This is a genomic window from Bordetella sputigena (assembly GCF_965137885.1).
GTDB lineage: Bacteria > Pseudomonadota > Gammaproteobacteria > Burkholderiales > Burkholderiaceae_B > Bordetella_C > Bordetella_C sputigena.
Map to the genome: position 1 here is coordinate 274127 of NZ_CBCSCA010000006.1, position 19722 is coordinate 293848.

General features: G+C 64.7%; 17 protein-coding genes and 1 tRNA gene. 3 read left to right on the forward strand and 15 right to left on the reverse strand.

Annotation, left to right across the window (positions count from 1 at the left end; genetic code table 11):
• Window positions 1-7: 7 nt before the first annotated feature.
• The 5 genes from ACNA0R_RS14155 to ACNA0R_RS14175 all read right to left on the reverse strand — a co-directional run bounded on the left by ACNA0R_RS14155 (window position 8) and on the right by ACNA0R_RS14175 (window position 6615).
• On the reverse strand, window positions 8-1156 hold the full coding sequence (locus ACNA0R_RS14155) for an acyl-CoA dehydrogenase family protein (protein ID WP_415826646.1): 1149 nt from the start codon (window positions 1154-1156) through the stop codon (window positions 8-10).
• Window positions 1156-2139 (reverse strand): Bug family tripartite tricarboxylate transporter substrate binding protein, encoded by a 984-nt coding sequence (locus ACNA0R_RS14160; RefSeq protein ID WP_415826647.1) that lies wholly within the window; start codon window positions 2137-2139, stop codon window positions 1156-1158. Before ACNA0R_RS14160 ends, ACNA0R_RS14155 begins: the two co-directional genes overlap by 1 nt.
• A gap of 8 nt (window positions 2140-2147) precedes the next feature.
• Entirely contained in the window at window positions 2148-2942 is a 795-nt protein-coding gene (locus ACNA0R_RS14165) for a citryl-CoA lyase (RefSeq protein WP_415826648.1), read from the reverse strand.
• Between the two features lie 218 nt (window positions 2943-3160).
• Complete coding sequence (locus ACNA0R_RS14170; RefSeq protein ID WP_415826649.1) at window positions 3161-5053, reverse strand: CocE/NonD family hydrolase; 1893 nt, start codon at window positions 5051-5053, stop codon at window positions 3161-3163.
• Window positions 5050-6615 (reverse strand): ABC transporter substrate-binding protein, encoded by a 1566-nt coding sequence (locus ACNA0R_RS14175; protein WP_415826650.1) that lies wholly within the window; start codon window positions 6613-6615, stop codon window positions 5050-5052. The genes ACNA0R_RS14170 and ACNA0R_RS14175 overlap by 4 nt, the downstream gene beginning before the upstream one ends.
• Window positions 6616-7003: 388 nt before the next feature.
• Here ACNA0R_RS14175 and ACNA0R_RS14180 point away from each other — a divergent pair, with 388 nt between their 5' ends.
• Both ACNA0R_RS14180 and ACNA0R_RS14185 read left to right on the forward strand, forming a co-directional pair.
• Window positions 7004-7942, forward strand: a complete 939-nt coding sequence (locus ACNA0R_RS14180) for a LysR family transcriptional regulator (RefSeq protein WP_415826651.1) — start codon at window positions 7004-7006, stop codon at window positions 7940-7942.
• A gap of 43 nt (window positions 7943-7985) precedes the next feature.
• Complete coding sequence (locus ACNA0R_RS14185; protein ID WP_415826652.1) at window positions 7986-8720, forward strand: glutathione S-transferase family protein; 735 nt, start codon at window positions 7986-7988, stop codon at window positions 8718-8720.
• A gap of 44 nt (window positions 8721-8764) precedes the next feature.
• Here ACNA0R_RS14185 and ACNA0R_RS14190 read toward each other — a convergent pair whose 3' ends face one another.
• A complete protein-coding gene (locus tag ACNA0R_RS14190) occupies window positions 8765-9406 on the reverse strand; it encodes a DsbA family oxidoreductase (RefSeq protein WP_415826653.1) in 642 nt (213 codons plus the stop codon).
• A gap of 135 nt (window positions 9407-9541) precedes the next feature.
• Between ACNA0R_RS14190 and ACNA0R_RS14195 the strand changes: the two genes are divergently transcribed.
• Window positions 9542-9937, forward strand: a complete 396-nt coding sequence (locus ACNA0R_RS14195; RefSeq protein ID WP_415826654.1) for an HVO_A0114 family putative DNA-binding protein — start codon at window positions 9542-9544, stop codon at window positions 9935-9937.
• Here ACNA0R_RS14195 and ACNA0R_RS14200 read toward each other — a convergent pair.
• The 9 genes from ACNA0R_RS14200 to ACNA0R_RS14240 form a co-directional block, all read right to left on the reverse strand.
• The gene (locus ACNA0R_RS14200) at window positions 9918-10658 is read right to left on the reverse strand and encodes a lipopolysaccharide kinase InaA family protein (RefSeq protein WP_415826655.1); all 741 of its coding nucleotides are present in this window, start codon (window positions 10656-10658) and stop codon (window positions 9918-9920) included. The genes ACNA0R_RS14195 and ACNA0R_RS14200 overlap by 20 nt on opposite strands.
• Before the next feature lie 265 nt (window positions 10659-10923).
• On the reverse strand, window positions 10924-11328 hold the full coding sequence (locus ACNA0R_RS14205; protein ID WP_415826656.1) for a RidA family protein: 405 nt from the start codon (window positions 11326-11328) through the stop codon (window positions 10924-10926).
• Between the two features lie 248 nt (window positions 11329-11576).
• Window positions 11577-11667: transfer RNA gene (locus tag ACNA0R_RS14210), tRNA-Ser, on the reverse strand.
• A gap of 161 nt (window positions 11668-11828) precedes the next feature.
• Window positions 11829-12422 (reverse strand): cysteine hydrolase family protein, encoded by a 594-nt coding sequence (locus tag ACNA0R_RS14215; RefSeq protein WP_415826657.1) that lies wholly within the window; start codon window positions 12420-12422, stop codon window positions 11829-11831.
• A gap of 146 nt (window positions 12423-12568) precedes the next feature.
• Entirely contained in the window at window positions 12569-14326 is a 1758-nt protein-coding gene (locus ACNA0R_RS14220; RefSeq protein ID WP_415826658.1) for a M14 family metallopeptidase, read from the reverse strand.
• Between the two features lie 3 nt (window positions 14327-14329).
• The gene (locus ACNA0R_RS14225; protein WP_415826659.1) at window positions 14330-15193 is read right to left on the reverse strand and encodes an ABC transporter permease; all 864 of its coding nucleotides are present in this window, start codon (window positions 15191-15193) and stop codon (window positions 14330-14332) included.
• A gap of 4 nt (window positions 15194-15197) precedes the next feature.
• On the reverse strand, window positions 15198-16121 hold the full coding sequence (locus ACNA0R_RS14230; protein WP_415826660.1) for an ABC transporter permease: 924 nt from the start codon (window positions 16119-16121) through the stop codon (window positions 15198-15200).
• Between the two features lie 91 nt (window positions 16122-16212).
• Complete coding sequence (locus ACNA0R_RS14235) at window positions 16213-17742, reverse strand: ABC transporter substrate-binding protein (RefSeq protein WP_415826661.1); 1530 nt, start codon at window positions 17740-17742, stop codon at window positions 16213-16215.
• A gap of 65 nt (window positions 17743-17807) precedes the next feature.
• Complete coding sequence (locus ACNA0R_RS14240; protein ID WP_415826662.1) at window positions 17808-19658, reverse strand: ABC transporter ATP-binding protein; 1851 nt, start codon at window positions 19656-19658, stop codon at window positions 17808-17810.
• Between the last annotated feature and the right edge of the window lie 64 nt (window positions 19659-19722).

The window sequence follows — 19722 nt, forward strand, 5'->3', positions numbered from 1 at the left end:
GGTGGCGTCAGGCCAGGTAGTTGCCTTTCAGAATCTCGCGCGCGATGGAGTTGCGATGGATCTCGGTGGTCCCGTAGCCGATCGACATGCCGCGCGCATCGCGGAAATAACGCTCGAACGGATACTCTTCGGACAGGCCGTAGGCGCCGGCCAGCTGCATGGCCTGGTTCGTGACCCGCACCGCCATTTCGTTGGCGTAGGTTTTGGCGATGGACACCTGTGCCACGGAATGCCGGCCGCGGTCCAGGCTTGCGGCGGCCTCGTACACCAGCGCGCGCGCGGCCTCGATGTCGATGGCCATGTCGGCCAGCTTCCACTGCAGGCCCTGGTTATCGGCCAGCGGTCGGCCGAATTGCACGCGGTCCTTCAAGTGCTGCACCGCCTGGGCCAAAGCAGCCTGCGCCAGTCCCAGGCAGATGGGCGGATTGCCGATGATGCGGTCGGCATCGAGCACCTGCAACAGATCGCGCATACGGCCCGCGGGCAGCAGCAGGTTCTCCGCCGGTACCCGGCAGTCCTGGAATACCAGCTCCGCCATGCCCGTGCCGCGCAGGCCCAGCAGGTCCAGGTGGCGGCCCACCGAGAACCCCGGCGTGGCGCGCTCGACCAGCACGGCCCCCACGCCCTTCATCCCCGGCTCATCGGTCAGACGGACCAGCACCAGGAACACGTCGGCGATCTGCGCGCCGCTGCACCACAGCTTGCTGCCGTTGATCACGTAGTGGTCGCCCTGCCTGACGGCCCTGGCCTGCACGTTGCCCACGTCCGAACCCGCATTGGCCTCGGACATGCTCCAGGCCGCGTACCGCTCCGCCTTGGCGAACGCGGGCAGGTAGCGCTGCTTGATGTCTTCCGATCCGATGTGCAGGATGGCGCGCGGCGTGGCGCCGTCGGTGCAGGAGAACAGCATCGCGGTGTTGGCGCATGAACGCGCCAGCTGCTCCACCACCAGCACCGTCTCCAGCAGCCCAAGCCCCGCGCCGCCATACGTCTCGGGCAGGAAGATGCCCGTATAGCCGTGCCCGGCCAGCACTTTCAGGTTCTCGGCCGGCGGCCGGTATTCCTTGTCGGCCCCGGCCGCCGCCGGCGCGAACCGGTCCTGCGCCAACGCGCGCACCGTGTCGCGGATGAGCCGCTGTTCTTCAGTCAATTCCACTATTCGCCCTTTGCGCCCGTCAGTTTGATGATGCGGCCGTACTTCACCGATTCTTCTTCCATGAAGCGCGCGAACGCCTCGGGACTGGACGGCGCCGCCTCGACACCCAGCTCGGCCAGTTGCTTTTGCAGGTCCGGGCTTTGCAGTGCCCGCCGTATCTCCTCGCTCAGCCGCGCCACCAGTTCGGGCGGCGTCGACGCAGGCGCGACCACGCCGTACCAGGTCATGAATGCGAAATCGGGCAGGCCGGCCTCCGCCACGGTCGGGATATCCGGGGCGATGGGCGAGCGCTTCGCCCCCGACACCGCCAGGCCGTTCAAGCGGCCGCTGCGCACCTGCGGCAATCCGGTCGACATGCCGGTGAACATCACGTCGACCTGTCCGCCCATCACGTCGGCGAGCGCCGGCGCCACGCCCTTGTAGGGCACGTGTACCAGGTCGATGTTCGCCTGCGCGCGCAACCACTCCATGGCGAGGTAGTGCGGCGTGCCGTTGCCGATCGACGCGTAGGTGATCTTGCCGGGCCGCGCGCGCGCGGCCTCGATGAGTCCCTTCACCGTGGATGGACCGGTCCTGGGATTGGCCACCAGGATGAAGGGCACGGAAACCAGCTGCGCCACCGGCGCGAAGTCCTTGCGCCAGTCGTAGGACAGCTTCTGTCCGAAGAAGTAGGGATTGAGCACGTGCGAGTCGGTGACCAGCCCTATCGTGTAGCCGTCGCCGGGGGCGCGGGCCACGGCCTCGGTGCCGATGATGGTGCTGGCGCCGGGCCGGTTGTCGATGATGATCGGCTGTCCCAGGCTGTCGGACATCCGCTTGCCGACGGCGCGCGCGACGATGTCCGTACCGCCGCCGGCGGGATAGGGCACGATGAAGCGGATGGGCTTGTCCGGCCACGCGGCGTGCGCCGGTTGCATGGCCTGCGCGCCCAGCAGCAGTCCCAGGGCCACCGCGGCGCGGGCCCATTTTCTTGCGATGGACATGGCGTCTCCTAAGCGCCGGCGCCGGCCGGCGTCTCGTCCAGCCGGCTGGCTTCTTCCTCGGTGCGCAGCCAGATCTCGCGCGCGATGGGATTGCCCTGCTCTTCGACCAGGTGTCCCACCAGCCCTACCGCCCGCCCGATCACGGCGATGCCGCGTGCCGCTTTCCACGAAATGCCCAGCTCGCAGCACAGGGCGCCGATGGCGCCCGTGGCATTCACCGGCAAGGGCTTGTCGTAGGCGGCCTGCGCGTGGCGTCCGATGGCCTGCATCAGTTCGACGTAGCGCCCCGCATGGCCCTCCTGCGCGGCCACTTCGAACAGCCGTGCCGTGCGGGGGTCCCGTGGCTTGTGCAGGTTGTGCCCGATGCCGGGAATGGCGCGCCCCTTCGCGCGGAAATCGGCGACGATCCTGCGCCCCAATGCGTCGGCGTCCTCGTCGCCATGCTGTTCCCAGGCCTCATGCAGCATGCGCGCCGCGCCCTCGGCGGTGCCGGCGAAGGTGGACCCCATACCGCAAAGGCCAGCGGCGACCGCGGCCTGCAGGGATTCCGGCGCGCCCAGGTAAACCAGTCGCGTGGCGATGGCCATGGGCGTCATGCCATGCTCCACCAGCGTCACCAGGATGGCGTTGAAGACCCGCGATTGATGCGCGTCCGGCAGGCGCCCCGTCATCTCCAGGTAGGCCATATCGCCCAGGTTGAGCGTGCCGATGACATCCTTCACCAAGTCCCGGCCCTGCACGAAGATGCGGTCCGGCGTGCTGCGGCCCATGCCGCTACGGATAGGCTTATTGTCTTTATTCATGTTGTCTCCTGCCCCCTTTTTATGAGGCTTGGTGGGCGACGTCAGCCGCCTCTTGGAGACGAAAGATAGGTCCGGACGTCAAACCTGTCCAATAGACGGCCGTAATCCCCTGTATGCATGAAACGCATAGTCCTCCGCGCGCGGCGCGCAGGAAGGGACGCGTCGCGACGGCATACGCTATGGGGTTACGGCGTCGGATCTAGGCAATCCGAGGGATATCAAGCGGTTCCATCGAGCGGCTTCAACCGTGCCGGCTCCGCCAGCGGCAACACCAGCGACGACGGATGCTCCGGCGACACATGCACCGTGTTCACCGCGATGCGCGTCACACGCCCGTCGACGGCGGATGCGCCCGTATTCGGGTTGACGTCGTACTTCGGGAAATTGCTGCTGGCGATATCCAGCCGGATGCGGTGCCCTTGCTGGAACAGATTGCAAGTGGCGAAGGGCTCGATGGTGATCTCATACACCTTGTCCGGCTGCAGCGGCGTGGCCTGCTCCCAGGAGGCGTGGAATCGGCAGCGAAAAATGCCGTCCGTGATGTTCAGCGCATAGCCTTCCGGATAGTCCGCGCTGGGCGGGTAGACATCGATCAGCTTGGCGGTGAAATCCGTATCCGGCGCATCCGAGGAAATCGCCAGCCGCACGACGATCGGCCCTATCACCGCGCAGTCCCGCTCCAGCGGCGGCGTCTGGAACACCAGCACGTCATCGCGCGCGGCCAGGGGCATGCCGGGCTGCACGCAACCGAAGAAGCGCTCGTCCTCGCGCTGGTCGAATCCGCCGCCGGAAAACACCGGCTCGCCGGAAGTCAGCGAGCCGCCGATGGTGGGTACGGGACGTCGTGGATCGGCCGCGTAGGAAATCCGCGCGCCCGTCGTGACGGGCATTTCTCGCGACAGGCTGCCATCCGCATGCAGATAGAAGGTCGTGTCGACGGCTTCGGGCACCGGCCAGCCCGAAGCAAGGACCCAGCGTCCGCCATGATCGAAGCGCCCCGAAGCCAGGCGCCGTCCGCTGCCGCCGCCCATCAGGAACAGGCGTGCCACGGGATCGCTCGCCGCGCGGGCCTCGTCGTGCGTCGCTTTCAGCCAGCGATCGAACCACGCCAGCCGGAACGCCAGCCAATGCTCGGCGATATGGCCATCCAGCATCGCGGTTTCGCCAAAATCCGCATCGCCGGAGTAAGGGGTATTGCGATCCCCATGCAGCCAGGGCCCCATGATCAGCCGCACCGGCGCGCGCCGGCCACGCGTCAGTCCTTCGTAATTCTCCATGGTCGTGCGCACATAGGCGTCGTACCAGCTGGACATCAGCACGATGGGAATATCGGGAATGGCGTCGTAGTAGCCTTGCGCATAAATACCCACGCGCCGCCACGCGTCATCGAAGGTGTCCGCGCGCCACTGCTCGAACAGATAGTCCTCGTATTCCGGCACGAATTTCAACGGCGAATGGCCCGGCCGCCACGGCATGCGCGTGAACCACTGCCGGATATCCTGGCGGTCCAGCGCCGCCGCGATCAGCGGGTCGCGCTGCGCGGCCGGGCTGAGCCGGGCCTGCTTGAACGCCCACGTGGCCTGCTTCAACTCGAACGCGCCCGACTGCCGGATGCCGCACTGATAGCCGTTGGAAAAGCCGCCCGAATCCACCACCATGCACGCCAGTCCCGGTGGGTTCAGGCAGGCGGCGGCCATCTGTGTATGGGCGGCGTACGACAGGCCCATCGTGCCGACCTTCCCGTCACACCAGGGCTGGCGCACGATCCAGTCGAAGGTGTCGTAGCCGTCCTCGCCATCCGACAGGTATTTGACGAAGTGGCCTTCCGAGCCGTAGCGCCCGCGGCAATCCTGGAACACCACGGCATAACCGTGCGCGGCGAAATAGCGCGCCACTTCCGCGCGCGGCACACCCTGGCGACCGGCTATGCGTTCCGACCGTGATATCTCCGCCTTGCCGTAAGGCGTGCGCTCCAGGATGACCGGTAGCGGCGCATCGACGCCGACCCGATACCCGGTCGGCATGTGGATATCGGTTGCCAGCCGCACGCCGTCGCGCATCGGCACCATCACATCGCGCAGTATCTCGGGCGCTCCGATATCCGTCTTCATTGCCTGGCCTCTTCCAGATACTGCGCCGATGTGCGTTCCAGCTTATTGGCGTGGAACACAATGCCCTTGCGCGCGGCCCATTGCACCACCGGGAAATAGAGCGGCACGATGGCCACATCGTTGAACGCGGTTTCGGCGGCCTGCCGCAATAACGCATTGCGCTGCGCGGGGTCGAACTGCGACGAGGCCTGGTCCAGCAAGCGATCGAACGCCGGATTGGAATAGCGAGACCGGTTGAAAGCGCCGGTGCCCTTGGCGGCATCGTACGTGGCCAGCACATTGGTCAGCCCGTTGGCCGAGTCGCTGGTGCTATTGCCATAAGAGAAGATGAACGCGCTATAGCTCTGCTTGGCGGCGGCGCCGGCATAGACGTTATAGGGCTGGGTGACCACGCCATTGATCCGCAACCCGCCCCGCGCCAGCATCTGTCCCACCGCCTGCCCGATCTCGCTATCGCCGAAAAAGCGGTCGTTGGAGGTATGGATGGTCAAGCCGAAACCATGGGGATAACCGGCCGCGGCCAACAAGGCCTTGGCGGCCGCGGGATCATATTTCGGCGCGGGCAACTTGGGGCTGTAGCCGCCCAGGCCTTCCGGCACCATCTGCCCGGCCGGAACACCCGCCCCGCTCAGCAGCCGGGCGGTGATCGGCTCGCGCATGATCAATGCCGAGATCGCCTGGCGCACCCGCACATCCTTCAACGGATTGGCGTCCATGGGCTGGCCGCCGCTGTCGGTAATGAAGGGGCTGCGATCGCGCGCGGAGTCCAGCGCCAGATAGATCAGGCGGGCCGATGGAGAAGAGAACACCTTGATCGCGGGATTGGCCGCCAGCTTGGGCGCGTCGTTCGGCGGCACGCTGTCGATCAGGTCCACGGTCCCGGCCAGCAAGGCGGCAACGCGGCTCGCGCCGTTGCTGATATAGCGGATCGTCAGGCGTTCGAAGTCCGGCTTCCTGCCCCAGTAATGGTCGTTGCGCTCCAGCTCCAGGCGATCGCCGGGCTGCCAGGAGCGGAACTTGTACGGCCCGGTGCCGATGGCGGCCGGTCCCTTGTTGAAGTCGTCGCTCTTGCGACCTTCGGCGGCATGCTTCGCCAGGATGTACACCAAGCCTATCTGCTCCATGAAGTCCGGCACCGGGCCCTTGGTATGGAAGCGGATGGTCGAGCCGTCAACGATGTCCATGCCGGCGATGCTGCGCACCGCGCCCGTGAACGGGGCCGGGCTGTTGGGCGCGTCGCCGGCGCGCTGCATGGAAAAGACCACGTCCTCCGGCGTCAGCGGCGTACCGTCATGGAACATCACGCCGGGTCTCAGCTTCACTTCCCAGGTGTCGGGCGCCGTCGCCTTCCAGGACACGGCCAGGCCAGGCTGGAGCTGCATATTCTCGTCCGTGGAAACCAGGCGCTCGTAGATGTTTTCCGCCGCCTGCTGGTTGTTGCCCGTGCGGGAAAACAGCGGGTCCATGGACGAAGGCTCGGCCGCTTCGGCGATGGTCAGCGGGCGGGCCAATGCCGGCGCCGTGGCGGCCAGGGCGCAGCATCCCAGGACCAATGCAACCATGACGTTCCGCGTCGCGTTGAGATTCCCGGCGCGAGGGCGCCCCGTTGTTTGGGCAGCGCTTGGGCGCAACGGATTGAACACGGACATTTGGCGATACCTCCCTGGGCGGCTACGACAGGCGACCGGCGCCGACACGATGCGCGCACGCCACGCGCAGACAAGCGGGATAGCCCGCGGGCAGCGCGCACGGCATGCGGCCATCGGCATGCGCATCTTGCGTGCATCCTTCCGCACCCGCAACGCTATGCTTACGCCGCATGCGCCTATGCGCTTTGCGGGAATTTAAGTGTTTACCCTGACGGGCGTTTCCCGCCCCCTGTCCGAGCGCTCCGCGGTTTCCGGCCCAGGCTCGACGCCCATACCGACTTTGCCCTCCCACGCCATGACGATGAACTACAAGCAGCTGGAAGCCTTCCGCGCCTTCATGGCCGCGGGTTCGACCATAGAAGCGGCCGACCGGCTGGGCCTGTCGCAGTCCGCCGTCAGCCGCCTGCTCAGCCAGTTCGAGGCCGATCTCGGCATCGCGCTTTTCGTGCGCCGCAAGGGTCGCCTGCATCCGACCGCGGAAGCGGAATACCTCCTGCCGGACGTGGAACAAATGATGGCCGGCGCCGCGGGCTTTCACCGCCACGTCAACCAGCTGAGACTGGGCGGCACGCGGCGTACGCTATTGCGCGTGCAGCTGCCCACCACAGTCGCCCATCTGATCATGCCGCAAGTTGCGCGACGGTTCATGGCGGACCACCCGGATGCCGTGCTGGAAGTCTTCTCAGGCGCCTACGAACACGGTGAAATCTCGGTGCTGGGACGCGAAGCGGACATGTCGCTGCTGCGCCTGCCGACGCAACACAGCGGCCTGCACACGATCCCGCTGATGTCCACCGAAGCGGTATGCATACTTCCGCGTGGTCATCGGCTGCTGGCACTGTCGGAGATCACCGCCGCGGACCTGGACGACATCGACGTGGTGCTGCTGGGACGCCAGCGCCCGCTGCGCGACGACATCGATCAGGTCTTCCGCAAGGCCCGGGCACGCCCGCGTGTCCGCGCGGAGGTGCACTCCGTGGAAATGGCATGCAAATTCGTCGCGCAGGGACTGGGCGTGTCCATCGTCAACGGCCTGCTGGCCAGCCTGGACCACAACCCGGACATCGAACGGCGGCCCTTCCGCCCCGCCATGGAATACCGGCTTGGCATCGCCACGCTGCAAGGCCAGGAGCCGCATCCGCTCGTACCGGCATTGACGGCCTACATTGTCGAGGCGATCACACAGGCCGCCGCGCCGGACGTGTATCGGATGCTGGAAACAGGCATGCCGGCGCAGTAGCATGGACGCACGGCGGCAGGCCCGGACCCGAACGGAAACGTCCATGCTCACACTCTATTCCTACCCCGAGCTATTCGGCGTCGCCGACAACAATCCCTTCGGCCTGAAGGTCTACGCCTTCCTGCGCCTGACCGGGCTGCCTTTCATCCATCAACATATTTTCGACAGCCGCCAGGCGCCGCACGGCCAGCTGCCGTACATCGACGACGACGGCATCATCGTCGGCGACAGCAGCGCCATCATCGCGCACCTGATAGACCGGCATGCCCTGACCATCGACGACGGCCTGAGCGCGCAGCAGCATACCCAGGGCTTCTGCGTAAACCGCGTCCTGGACGATCTCTATTGGGCCATGTCTTATTCACGCTGGAAGGACGACCGCTACTGGCCGGCCTTCCGCGACGCCATCCTGCACGCCCATCCGAACGTCACCGCCGCAGAAATGGACGCCGCCCGCGCCTACAACTTCGAGCGCTACCGCTACCAGGGCATAGGCCGCTACGCGCCCGAAGAAGCCTACCGCCGCGGCCTGGACGACCTGCGCGCCATCGCCGGGATGCTCGACACCAAGCCCTTCTTCTTCGGCGCCACGCCGACCAGCATAGACGCCAGCATCTACGGCTTCGTCGCGAACATCCTGTTCTATCCCATCGACACGCCGCTGCGGGCGTACGTCGTATCGCAGCCTGGGTTGGTGCAACACTGCCAGGCCATGCATGGGCGCGTTATGGGCGCGGACGACGGCACATCCGCACAACGCGCTATCGCCGTTTCCTGACAAGAACGCTACCCGCCGGCGATCTTCAAGCTACGGCAGACTTCTTACGTTTCCTCCAGGATCTGCCGTATGGCCTGCTCGAAAGCCTCCACCGGCTGCCCGCCGCTGACCAGGTACTTCCGATTGAAGATAATCGCCGGCACGGACTGGATACCCAGCGCCATATATTCCTGCTCCTCGGCGCGCACCTCGTCCGCATAGCGGCCGCTGTCCAGCACTTCACGCGCACGCTCGGCATCCAGGCCCGCCGACTGCGCGGCTTCCACCAGGACGTCGTGGTTGCTCGGATCCTTGCCGTCGGAATGGTAGGCCTGCAACAGCGCCATCTTCAGCGGCAACTGCTTGCCCTCGATACCAGCCCAGAACAGCAAACGGTGCGCATCGAAGGTGTTGTAGACGCGGCTACGCTGACCAAAGCTGAAGCCCACACTCGCGCCACGCTCGCGGATCATGGCCTGCGACTCGGCAATCTGCTCGGGCGTGCGCCCATACTTCTTGCCGATATAGTCCACCAAGGCCTCGCCTTCGGGCTTCATATCCGGATTCAACTCGAACGGATGCATGACGATCTGCGCATCCACCGCATCGCCCACGTTGGCAATCGCCCGTTGCAGCGAGGCCAACCCAACCGCGCACCAGGGACACGCGACATCGGATACGAAATCTATTCTCAGGGATTGAGCCATACTCTTGCCTCGAAGTGAGCACGGATAGCCAAGGGCACCAGCGTATGGCTCGCCTCGATACATGTCCGTTGACGGTGGAGTGTTTTCTGAATTTGCAAAAGACTTTACCGCTAAAGTGAACCGGAGAAAATGACGGTGGAACGCAAACTGACCATCACCGCTCGCCGCGATTGGGCCACCGCCTTGCGCGAAGCCGGCGCGCGTATGAAGCTGGGTACGTACCAGGGCGAAACGCTCAACTTCGAAACGCCCAGCGCCTTCTTCTCCTGCCTTACTTCTAACCGTTGGGCAATGCTCGCTGAGCTGCAGAGTGCAGGTACCGTCGGCGTACGGGAACTCGCTCGCCGTCTAGGCCATGACATAAAGCGTGTGCGTGATGACGTCACCGCACTGGCAAAACTCGGGCTAATCGCGCACTCGGAAACCGGCGCGCTGTCATGTCCCTACGCGCTTATCCATGTCGATATCGAACGTGCCGACTTACCCAGCGCGACGAGAATCCATAGCGCCTTCAGCCGCGCAGACTCGTAGGAGGCTGGTCCGGCCCGGTGGCACCGGCCGGCACACCGGAAGAGCCGATCAGCTGCGGCAACGGTGGCAGCTTGATACCGCTCGCGCGGTATTCGTCGATGAACAGGCGCAGTTCATCCTGCGTCATACCCGAACCAGCCAGCGACTTCAACATGCGCCGCACGTCCGGCCGGGCTGCCCGCGAAGCGGTCAGGCAGTAGCGACTGAGCTCCCAGTCCACGATGGCCACCGTCGGCCGCGCACCGGCGAGGTTGACGAAGACTTCCTTCGGATAAAGGTGGCCGTGCTTGCGGCGCGCGCGATGCAGCGATATCAGGGTGGCCGCGACCGCGCGCAGGGCCGCCGCGCGCTGCTCGGCGGACCACAGGTCTTCCGTAAAGGCGCGATCCAGGCTGACGTAACCGCGCAGATCGCGCGTCACCAGAATGGCGTCCCAGCCCTGCTCGTCCCGCCGCATCTCGAAGAACACCACGGGCGCGGTCGGCACCCCTATCTTCTGGCAGAAGCGCATGCTTCGCCACTCACGCAACAGTGTCGGTCGTCCCATTGGATAGCGGGCGCTGCGAAAAAGGTGATTGCGCTGCCGCTTGACGTAATAGCAGTCCCCCGACTCGGGCAGAACGACGCGCTGCACACCACTGAAGCCCCCGCGGCGGTTGTTGGGTTCCTCTACCCACTCACCCTGCACCGACCACCAAAAACTCGACTCTTTCGAGCGCACTATGCGTACCCCTGAATCAGGCTATTCGAGATCCCTGGGCATTCAACCCAGGTTGATCGTGTTCACGACGATCAATCGATCGTCGTTATAGTCCAAAATTGGGGTCACAACAATTCGGATAGCCAATAAGTGGGAGGTACGCCGTTATGAACAAGCCCATTGATCAGCCGGATGACGACAATCCGGAATGGACGGAGGAAACCACGGCGCGCGCCGTGGGCGCCGATGGTTTACCGGAATCGCTTCAGCGAAAACTGCGACGGCCTCAGGAGCCTGCGGCTTCAGGCAGCTTCGCAATCACCTTGATCTCGAAATCGAAGCCGGCCAGCCAAGTCACACCGACGGCGGTCACCGTCGGATAGGGCGCCTCGCCCCAGTATTCCGCGACTACGGCCCACGCGCGTTCAAAATGGGTGTGCGGATCCACCATGAACACAGTCACATCGACGACGTCGCTGAAGCTGCAACCGGCCGCGGACAGGATGCCGTTCAGGTTCCGGAATGCCAGGCGCACCTGCTCATCGAAATCCGGCTCGGGCGAGCCATCGGTCCTGGCGCCGACCTGACCGGACACAAATAGCAGCCCATTTGCGCGGATAGCGGGGGAATAGCGATGCAACTCGTACAGGGCGTGAGGCTGGGCCGGGGTGACTACGTCGCGGGCGGTCATGATTAGCGTTCCTTTCAAAATGCTTGCAGGGCAACGCACTTTAGAAGGTCGCGGTGTGAGGATAAAGCCGCGGCTCGCGGAATCATTGTCTGCGACAGGCAAACAATCGCTTTGCTACTGTTGCCAGTTTTGGCCGATGGCCATCAACCCAAAGAGCATCATGGGTCAATGCAGGCAAACAAAAACCCGCGGAATCGATATTCACGCGGGTTTGGGGGGCAACGCAGGGGCAAACTGAGTAATATTCTTGGCGGACAGAGGGGGATTCGAACCCCCGATACGCTTTTGACGTATACACGCTTTCCAGGCGTGCGCCTTCAACCGCTCGGCCACCTGTCCTGATCCGGTACTGCTAGCGGGGGAGTGCCATCCGGCCGTCGCCCCTTTCGTCTTGCTGCCGTTCCGAAAAACGGCAATCCGCGATTCTAGCAGACTCCCGGGGCGCCTGTCTTGCGGTCCAAGGCCGGCCCGGCTGGCGTCCGCGGCGCCCCGGCTGCCCTTCAAGGATGGGCGAACACCACCGTCTCGCTGGATTCCACCTTGCAGAACCGCCCGATACTCCCCATGGAATTGGCATGCTCCTGCGCCGTGTGCGCCGCGCAGAGATCTTCCAGCACGATCATTTCAAAATCGCGATCGTGCCCGTCACGAACCGTCGCTTGAACGACGGCCTGGGTCGACACCCCGGAGCAGTAAATACGCTGCACATTGCGCGCGCGCAACTGCACCTCAAGCGTGGTGGAATAGAACGGGCTGACCCGGTGCTTGACGACTTGCACGTCGCCCGGCCGCTGCTCCAGGTCCGGATGGATCTCCGTCCCCCAGGCCCCCAGCTTGAACAATCCATGCTGCGGCGCCGCCGAAAATACCTGGGACCCTTCCGGACATTCCGGATATCCCTCCGAAAACCCGACGCGCACGAACCCCACGGCGATACCCGCGGCGCGGGCTTTGGCGATGGCCCTGGCCGTCTTCGCGACCAGTTGCCGCCCCTGGACCTGCTCCGCCAGCGGCCCCTTGCCATTCGGGCCATCCGCATGGACCAGGTCGTTCTGCATATCCAGAACAAGGAAGATGGAAGTAGGTTGTCGCATGGCGCTGTCCTTAATCGGGTCAAAGATCAATCGACTGGCCGAAAACCACCTAGTTCCTTCCCGCGCTGAGACCGGGCGTTAAAACAAAACGCGGGTCACCCACCAACCGCCAAAAATCAAACGCCGACAACAAAGCAATACCGACATTAGCCCCCGTCGGTAGCCGTCATCGCCAGATACCCCTCCACCGCCGCCAACACCGTCTCCATCTGCACGGTATGCGCGAAGCGAAACGCATCGCCATAAACCGTCTCATCCGGGAATTCGGATATCAACACCAAAGGCACGTCTTCCACCACGCCTTCGGTGCGCTGCACCGGGATCCCATGCATCACCTCGAAACCGCGCTGCAGAGCATGGGTTTCGAACATCCGCATCTGATGGGCATTGAATTCCACCAGTTCAGGCACCCTGGCCGCCAGCCGCGCCGTGACATGCGACAGCAGCGTATTCGCCTCATCCAGCCGGCCCGGATGATGACGCATTACCAGAAAGAAGCCCTTGGGGACCGTCCACAGCTCGAACCCGCGCGGCAGATATCCCGACAACGGCCGCGTCCATTCATGCGCGGGATAGCCATGCAGATTGATGTGCAACTCCGCGCCGCTCATCTCGTAAGCCTTGCGGCGCGCCTCACGCTCATACCACGGCGCGCGCTCGCGATACGCCAGATCATCGCCCAGCGCCGAATAGCGCGCCGCATGCGCCATATGGCGCGGGTTGTGCTCGCACAACTCGCGATGCAAGGCATACCCGTCGGGGTTCTCCGACGCGAACAAAACAAAATGCGCGCCCGGCTGATCCCGCAGTTCCCGCGCCGCTCGCAGCGCGCCGACCACGCCGGACGTCTCGTTGGCGTGCTGGCCGCCCGAAATCACGACCGGCCGGTTCGCGCCCTTGACGTAGGTACAGAGCACCGGCCTGCCCTGCCGCGTCCGCGCCGTATAAGGCTCGCCGCCGATCAGGCCCATCTCATGGGCGATACGGCCGAACGACAGCGCGCCATCCACCTGGTCCAGTGGCGCGCCTGCGCCATCCGGGGTCGTCACGGCCGCGACAGGGAAAGCCTTCAGCTCGACCAACACCCGCGCCGGCCCGTCCACCCACCGGACGTCCGGCACGATCTGCCCCGGCTGCAGGCCGCGATTGCCCAGCGGGCGTCCGGAATGACGCTGGAAGACCTCCAGCAAGCCGAAATACAAATCTTCATGCAACGCCTCGACCGTGCTGATCACCTCGTCGTGGTAATGCAGGTCGCGCTCGATGGCCGGAATATCGACGCGGATGTCCAGGCGCTCGAAGTACGGCTCCTTGTCGCCCCACGGATAAGCGCGCACCGCGCCGACGATCTCCTCGAATACCTGGGCGAACTCCGTGGCCCGCGCTTCGTCGATCTCTACGCCGTCCGCGCGTCCGTCGACGCGTACCCAGCCGGTGGGTGACAGGTTCACCACGCCGGCGTGGTCCTCGGCCAGGCGGTTCGGCGCGAACACGCGCGCGGTTTCCGTGCGGCCATCGGCATAGGTCAACGTCACGTCGTAATGCAGATCGGCATCGCCGGCGATGAACGCCACGTCGACATCGCCCAACACGCCCGCCAGGGGATAGGCTTCCAGCGTGAACCGCCGCCGCACCGCTTCCTGCCGTACGGGGTAGCGTACCGAAACGGCTTCCAGCCCTTCGACATCCACCTCTTCCAGGAAGAAATGCACCAATGGCTTATACGCACTGCGGAATACGGCTGTGACGCCGGCGGCCGCCAAGCGGCGCTCCGCCGCGCGCCGCGCCGCTTCGTCTTCGAACAGCCAGGCCTGCACGCGCGCGCCGCGGTATTCCTCCGCCTCGAACTCGCGCACCCACGCATCCAGCGTGCGATCGATAACCCTGTCCAGCAACACAGTCATGGCTTATACCTTTCCAGTCGGATCGAGACGATCGCGCAGCCAGTCCCCCAGCAGGTTCAGTCCCAGTACGGTCAGCATGATGGCCAGCCCGGGGAACACGCTCACCCACCAGGCCGTCTGCAAATAGGTGCGCCCGTCGGCCAGCATTCCGCCCCAGCTGGGTATCGTCGGGTCCACGCCCAGGCCCAGGAAGGTCAGGCTGCTCTCCAGCAGGATGTTGTTGGCGACGTTCAGCGCCATCAGGATGATCAGCGGCCCCAGCAGATTCGGGACGATGTGATGCCGGATCATGGCCAGATCCCGTACGCCGAAGGCGCGAGCGGCCTGCACGAATTCCCGTTCGCGCAAGGCCAGCACCTGACCGCGCACCAGGCGCGCGTACTGCACCCACTGCGAAATGACCATGAAAAAAATCACGTTGAACAACCCGCCGCCCAGGATGGAGATGAAGGTGATCGCCACCAGGATGAAAGGCAGCGCCAGCTGCACGTCGGCGAAGCGCATCACGATCACGTCCCAGAACCCGCGGTAATAGCCGGCGATCAAACCCATGACGGTGCCGAGCAGCGCGCCGAAGATCACCGACACAAAGCCCGCGGTCAAGGATATCTGCCCACCCACCACCACGCGCGCCAGCACGTCGCGCCCCAGCGGATCGGTGCCCAGCACGTGCGCCAGGCTCTGGAAAGGCGGCGTGAGGCGCGCCGCCAGGTCCATGGCTTCGCCGCCATCGGGGAACAGCCATCCCGAAAACAGCACGGCCAGCACGACGGCGGCGGTCAATACCACCCCCATCACGAATTCCAGCGAACGGAAGCGGTTGCGCGAGCGCCGCTTGCCCGCGTTTTCGGTCAGCGTCGTTTGCATGGGTTCAGCGTATGCGGATGCGCGGGTCGACGATGCCGTAGGCGATATCGACCAGCAGGTTGACGATGATGATGACCAGCGCCAGCACGGTCACCGTGCCCTGCAGCACCGGATAATCGCGTGCCGCGATGGCGTCGAAGGCCAGCGTGCCCATGCCGGGCCAGTTGAAGACTTTCTCGATCACGACGATGCCGCCGATCAGCCCGCCGAACTGCAGGCCGATATAGGTGATCAGCGGAATCGAGCAATTGCGCAGCGCATGCTTGTACAGCACCACGCGTTCGCGCAGGCCTTTGCTGCGCGCCACCATGACGTACTGCGCCGACAAGGTTTCCAGCATGGTCGTGCGCACCAGGCGCACATTGGTCGCGCTCAGGATCACGCCCATGGTCAGGGCCGGCATGATCAGGCTGATCGGGCCGTCCCACCCCGATGGCGGCAGCAAGGGGAAAGTAATCGATAGCAGCAGCACCAGCATCAGCGCCAGCCAGAAATTCGGAAAGGACAAACCCACCAGCGACAGTATCCGTATCGCCTGGTCCGCCGCCTTGCCCTTATGCACGGCCGCATGCACGCCCAGCGGAATGGAAATCACCAGGGACAACGCCAGCGACACGAAGGCCAGCAACAGCGTGGCCGGCAGGGCGTCGCCGATCAGATGCGCCACCGACGTACCGCCCATGAAGCTGCGCCCGAAGTCTCCGGTCAAGATGCCATGCATGTACGACAGGTACTGCACCGAAAACGGCCGGTTCAGGCCCAATGCCTGCCGGATGTTCTGCAGGTCCTGCTCACTGACGCTGCCCGCGCCCTGGCTCAGCATGATGGCGGGATCGCCGGTCATGCGCACGGCCCAGGAAACGAGCAATGTCACGGCGACGATCACGAAGACCGCCTGCAGGACGCGTTTGATTAGAAAACCGATCATCTTTTCAGCGTCCGCCTGACGCGCCCGTCAGTTCTGGATTGCACAATCCGGAACCGGCGGACGCGCGCGGAATCGCGTCACTGTTGCATCATCACTCGACACTGGTGTCCACGAAGCGGAAGCGGATATCGCCCGGCACGGTCAGGTTCTTCACGCGCTTGTTCACGCCCACCACGGTATCCAGCGCATACAGCGGCATTTCCAGCGCATTGTCCGCCACGTAGGCCGCGATCTCGCGCAGCGTCTTCTGCCGCTCATCCACCTTGTAGGTATTGCGCTGGGCCTCCAGCATGGCGTCCAGCTTGGCGTCCTTGTCGTAGGGATTCCACTTCTGCCCGCTGTGGTACATCAGGTAGGCGGTATTGTCGTAGTCGTAGGTCCAGCCGCCCCAGTACATCTGCCACATCTCGCCGGTCTTGCCCTGCGGAATGATGTCGTTGATCAGCACCGGCGTTTCATAGGGCTTGATGGTCGTCTTGATGCCCACGCCCTGCAGATAGCCGGCGATGGCCTGCGCCACCTCGCGGAACTGCGAGTCGCTGCCGCGGATATCCAGCTGGATCGCGGCGCCGGGCTTGACGCCGGCCTTCGCGAGCAGTTTCTTGGCTTCCGCCGGGTTGAAGGGCAGCGGCTTGAGCGCCGGATCGTAGCCAAAGGACAGATCGCCCTGGAAGCTGGCGATCGGCTTGGCATAGCCCAGCAGCAGTTGCTTGATAATGGCGTCGCGATCGACCGCCATGATCAGCGCGCGCCGCACGTCGCGGTCCTTGGTGATGCCGCGCGACGTGTCGTAGCGTGCCACCACGGTGCCGGGGCCGCTGGTGCTGACGATGCTGGCGTTGCTGGACTTCTTGATGGTGTCGACCAGGCCCAGCGGCACCGCGGTGGCGATGTCCACGCGGCCGGCCTGCAGCTCGGCCACCTGCGTGGCCGGCTCGGCGATGAAGCGGTACACCACCTGATCCAGCTTCGGCTTGCCGCCCCAATAGTCGTCATTGCGCGCCAGCGTCAGGCTGATCTTGGGCTTGTACTCGACGAACTTGAACGGGCCCGTCCCCACCGGATGCTCGTTGAAATACGCGTCGCCCTTCTCCTGGATGTACTTGGGCGGGACGATCATGCCGCCATAACCCGCCAGCTTGGTCAGGATGACGGGATCGGGCCGCTTCATCATGAAGTCGACGGTGTGCGCATCCACCACCACGACCTTGTCGATGGAGTTGTAATTCGACTGCTGCGGCCCCTTGGCGCCCTCCGGCCCCAGCAGACGCTCGAAGGTGAACTTGACCGCGTTGGCATCGAACGGTTCGCCGTCATGGAACTTGACGTTCTCGCGCAGCTTGAAGCGGATGCGCGTGTCGTTGTCCAGGAACTCCCAGCTGGTGGCCAGCCCCGGTTGCAGCTTCATGTCCGCGCCGCGCATGGTCAAACCGTCGAACAGATTGCTGCCCACCGAACCCCACCAGGTCACGAAGGTATCGATGGGATCCCAACTGCCGGCATCCTGGGTGATGGCCACGTTCAGCGTGCCGGCCGCGTGAGCCGGGGCCGCGACAGCCAGCGCGCCGCCGATTGCCAGCGCCGCGCCCACTGCGCGGGCGGTCTTGGTGAAGGTAAACATGAGCGCCTCCAGGGACGTTGGGTTCGTCGATGACGATAAAAAGAAAGATAAACGGGCCATGATGGTCAGGCCGCCTGGGCCACCAGATGGCCCGGTGCGATTTCGACCAGCGGCACGATACGCGGCGCGTCGCCCACGCGACGCACCGGGCTGGGGATCTCTCCCGCGATCAACGTGGTATCGATGTGCCGCCCCGGTTCGGCCACCGGCACTGCCGCCAGCAGCTTGCGCGTGTAGGGATGCCGCGGCGTCTCGAAGACATCGCGGCGGCGGCCCATCTCGACGATCTGGCCCAGGTACATGACGGCCACGCGGTGACTGACCTTTTCCACCACGGCCATGTCATGGGTGATGAACAGGTAGGAAAGCCGCCTGTCCTTCTGCAGGTCCATCAGCAGATTCAGGATCTGCGCCTGTATCGATACGTCCAGCGCGGACACGGATTCATCGGCGATGATCAGGCTGGGATTGCTGGCCAAGGCCCGCGCGATGCAGACGCGCTGCCGCTGGCCGCCGGAAAACTCATGCGGATAGCGGCGCGCGTGCTCCGGCCGCAGTCCGACCTGTTCCAGCAGCTCCGCCACGCGGGCGACGATGGCTTTTTCACCGGCCAGCAGACCATGCGTGACGATAGGCTCGGCAATGCTGAATCCCACGGTCTTGCGCGGGTCCAGCGAGGCATAGGGATCCTGGAAAATGTACTGGATCTGCTGCCGCAGGCGCTGGCGCCCGACGCGATCCATGCTGAAAATATCCCGACCCTCATACAGCACCTCGCCGCTGGTAGGCGCGACCAGCTGCTGCAGCGTCTTGCCTATGGTCGACTTGCCGCTGCCCGACTCGCCCACCAGCGCCAGCGTCTCGCCAGGATAGATATCGAAGCTGACGCCTTCCACGGCATGCACCCGGTGCGTGACGCGGCCCAGGAAACCGCGGCCCACGTCGAAGCGCGTCGTCAGGCCGCGGACGCTCAGCAAGGGTTGGCCATAGTCGGCGGTATCCTGTTCGTGCGTGGCGCCGACCTCGCGCAGCACATCACCTTCCAGCACGGTCTGCGGCGTGCGCAGCGGCAGATCGCGGCCCGTCATGCTGCCCAGGCGCGGCACGGCGGCCAGCAGCGCGCGCGTGTAGGGGTGCTCCGGCGCCCGAAAGATACGCTCCACCGTCCCCTGTTCCACCTTGCGTCCGCGCAGCATGACGACGACATCGTCGGCCATCTCCGCGACCACACCCATATCGTGCGTAATGAAGATCACCGCCGTGCCCAGGTCGCGCTGCAGCTCGCGGATGGTGTTCAGGATCTGCGCCTGGATGGTCACGTCCAGCGCCGTCGTCGGCTCGTCGGCGATCAGCAGGCGCGGACGGCATGACAGCGCCATCGCGATCATCACCCGCTGGCGCATGCCGCCGGAAAGCTGATGGGGATAACGGTCCAGCATCTGCGCCGCGTCGGGCAGCCGCACCTTTTCCAGCAGGGCCCGCGCCGCTTCGCGCGCCGCGCCCCGCGACAACCGCTGGTGCAGGATGATGGCCTCGGTAATCTGGTCGCCGATCGTGAACACGGGGTTCAGCGACGTCATCGGCTCCTGGAAAATCATCGCCACGTCGTTGCCGCGTATGGCGCGCATATCATCGTCGGAAGCGCGCGTCAGATCGCGCTCGCGCCCTTCCTTGTCGCGCAGCAGGATGCCACCCCCGACGATGCGGCCGCCGGTGTAATCGGTCAGCCGCATGATGGCCATGGACGTTACCGACTTGCCGGAACCCGACTCTCCGACGATAGCCAGCGTGCGGCCGGGGTAGACATCGAAGTCAAGTTCATCGACGGCGCGAAAAACACCGTCCTCGGTGGGAAACTCCACCGACACCCCGCGCAATGAAAGCAGCGGCGAAATCGTATCTGGGGGCGTAGGCAAGGAACGAAGGCAACCGTGAGGAAACCAGGATGTTAACGATTTATCGGTAAATCTTGAACAACCT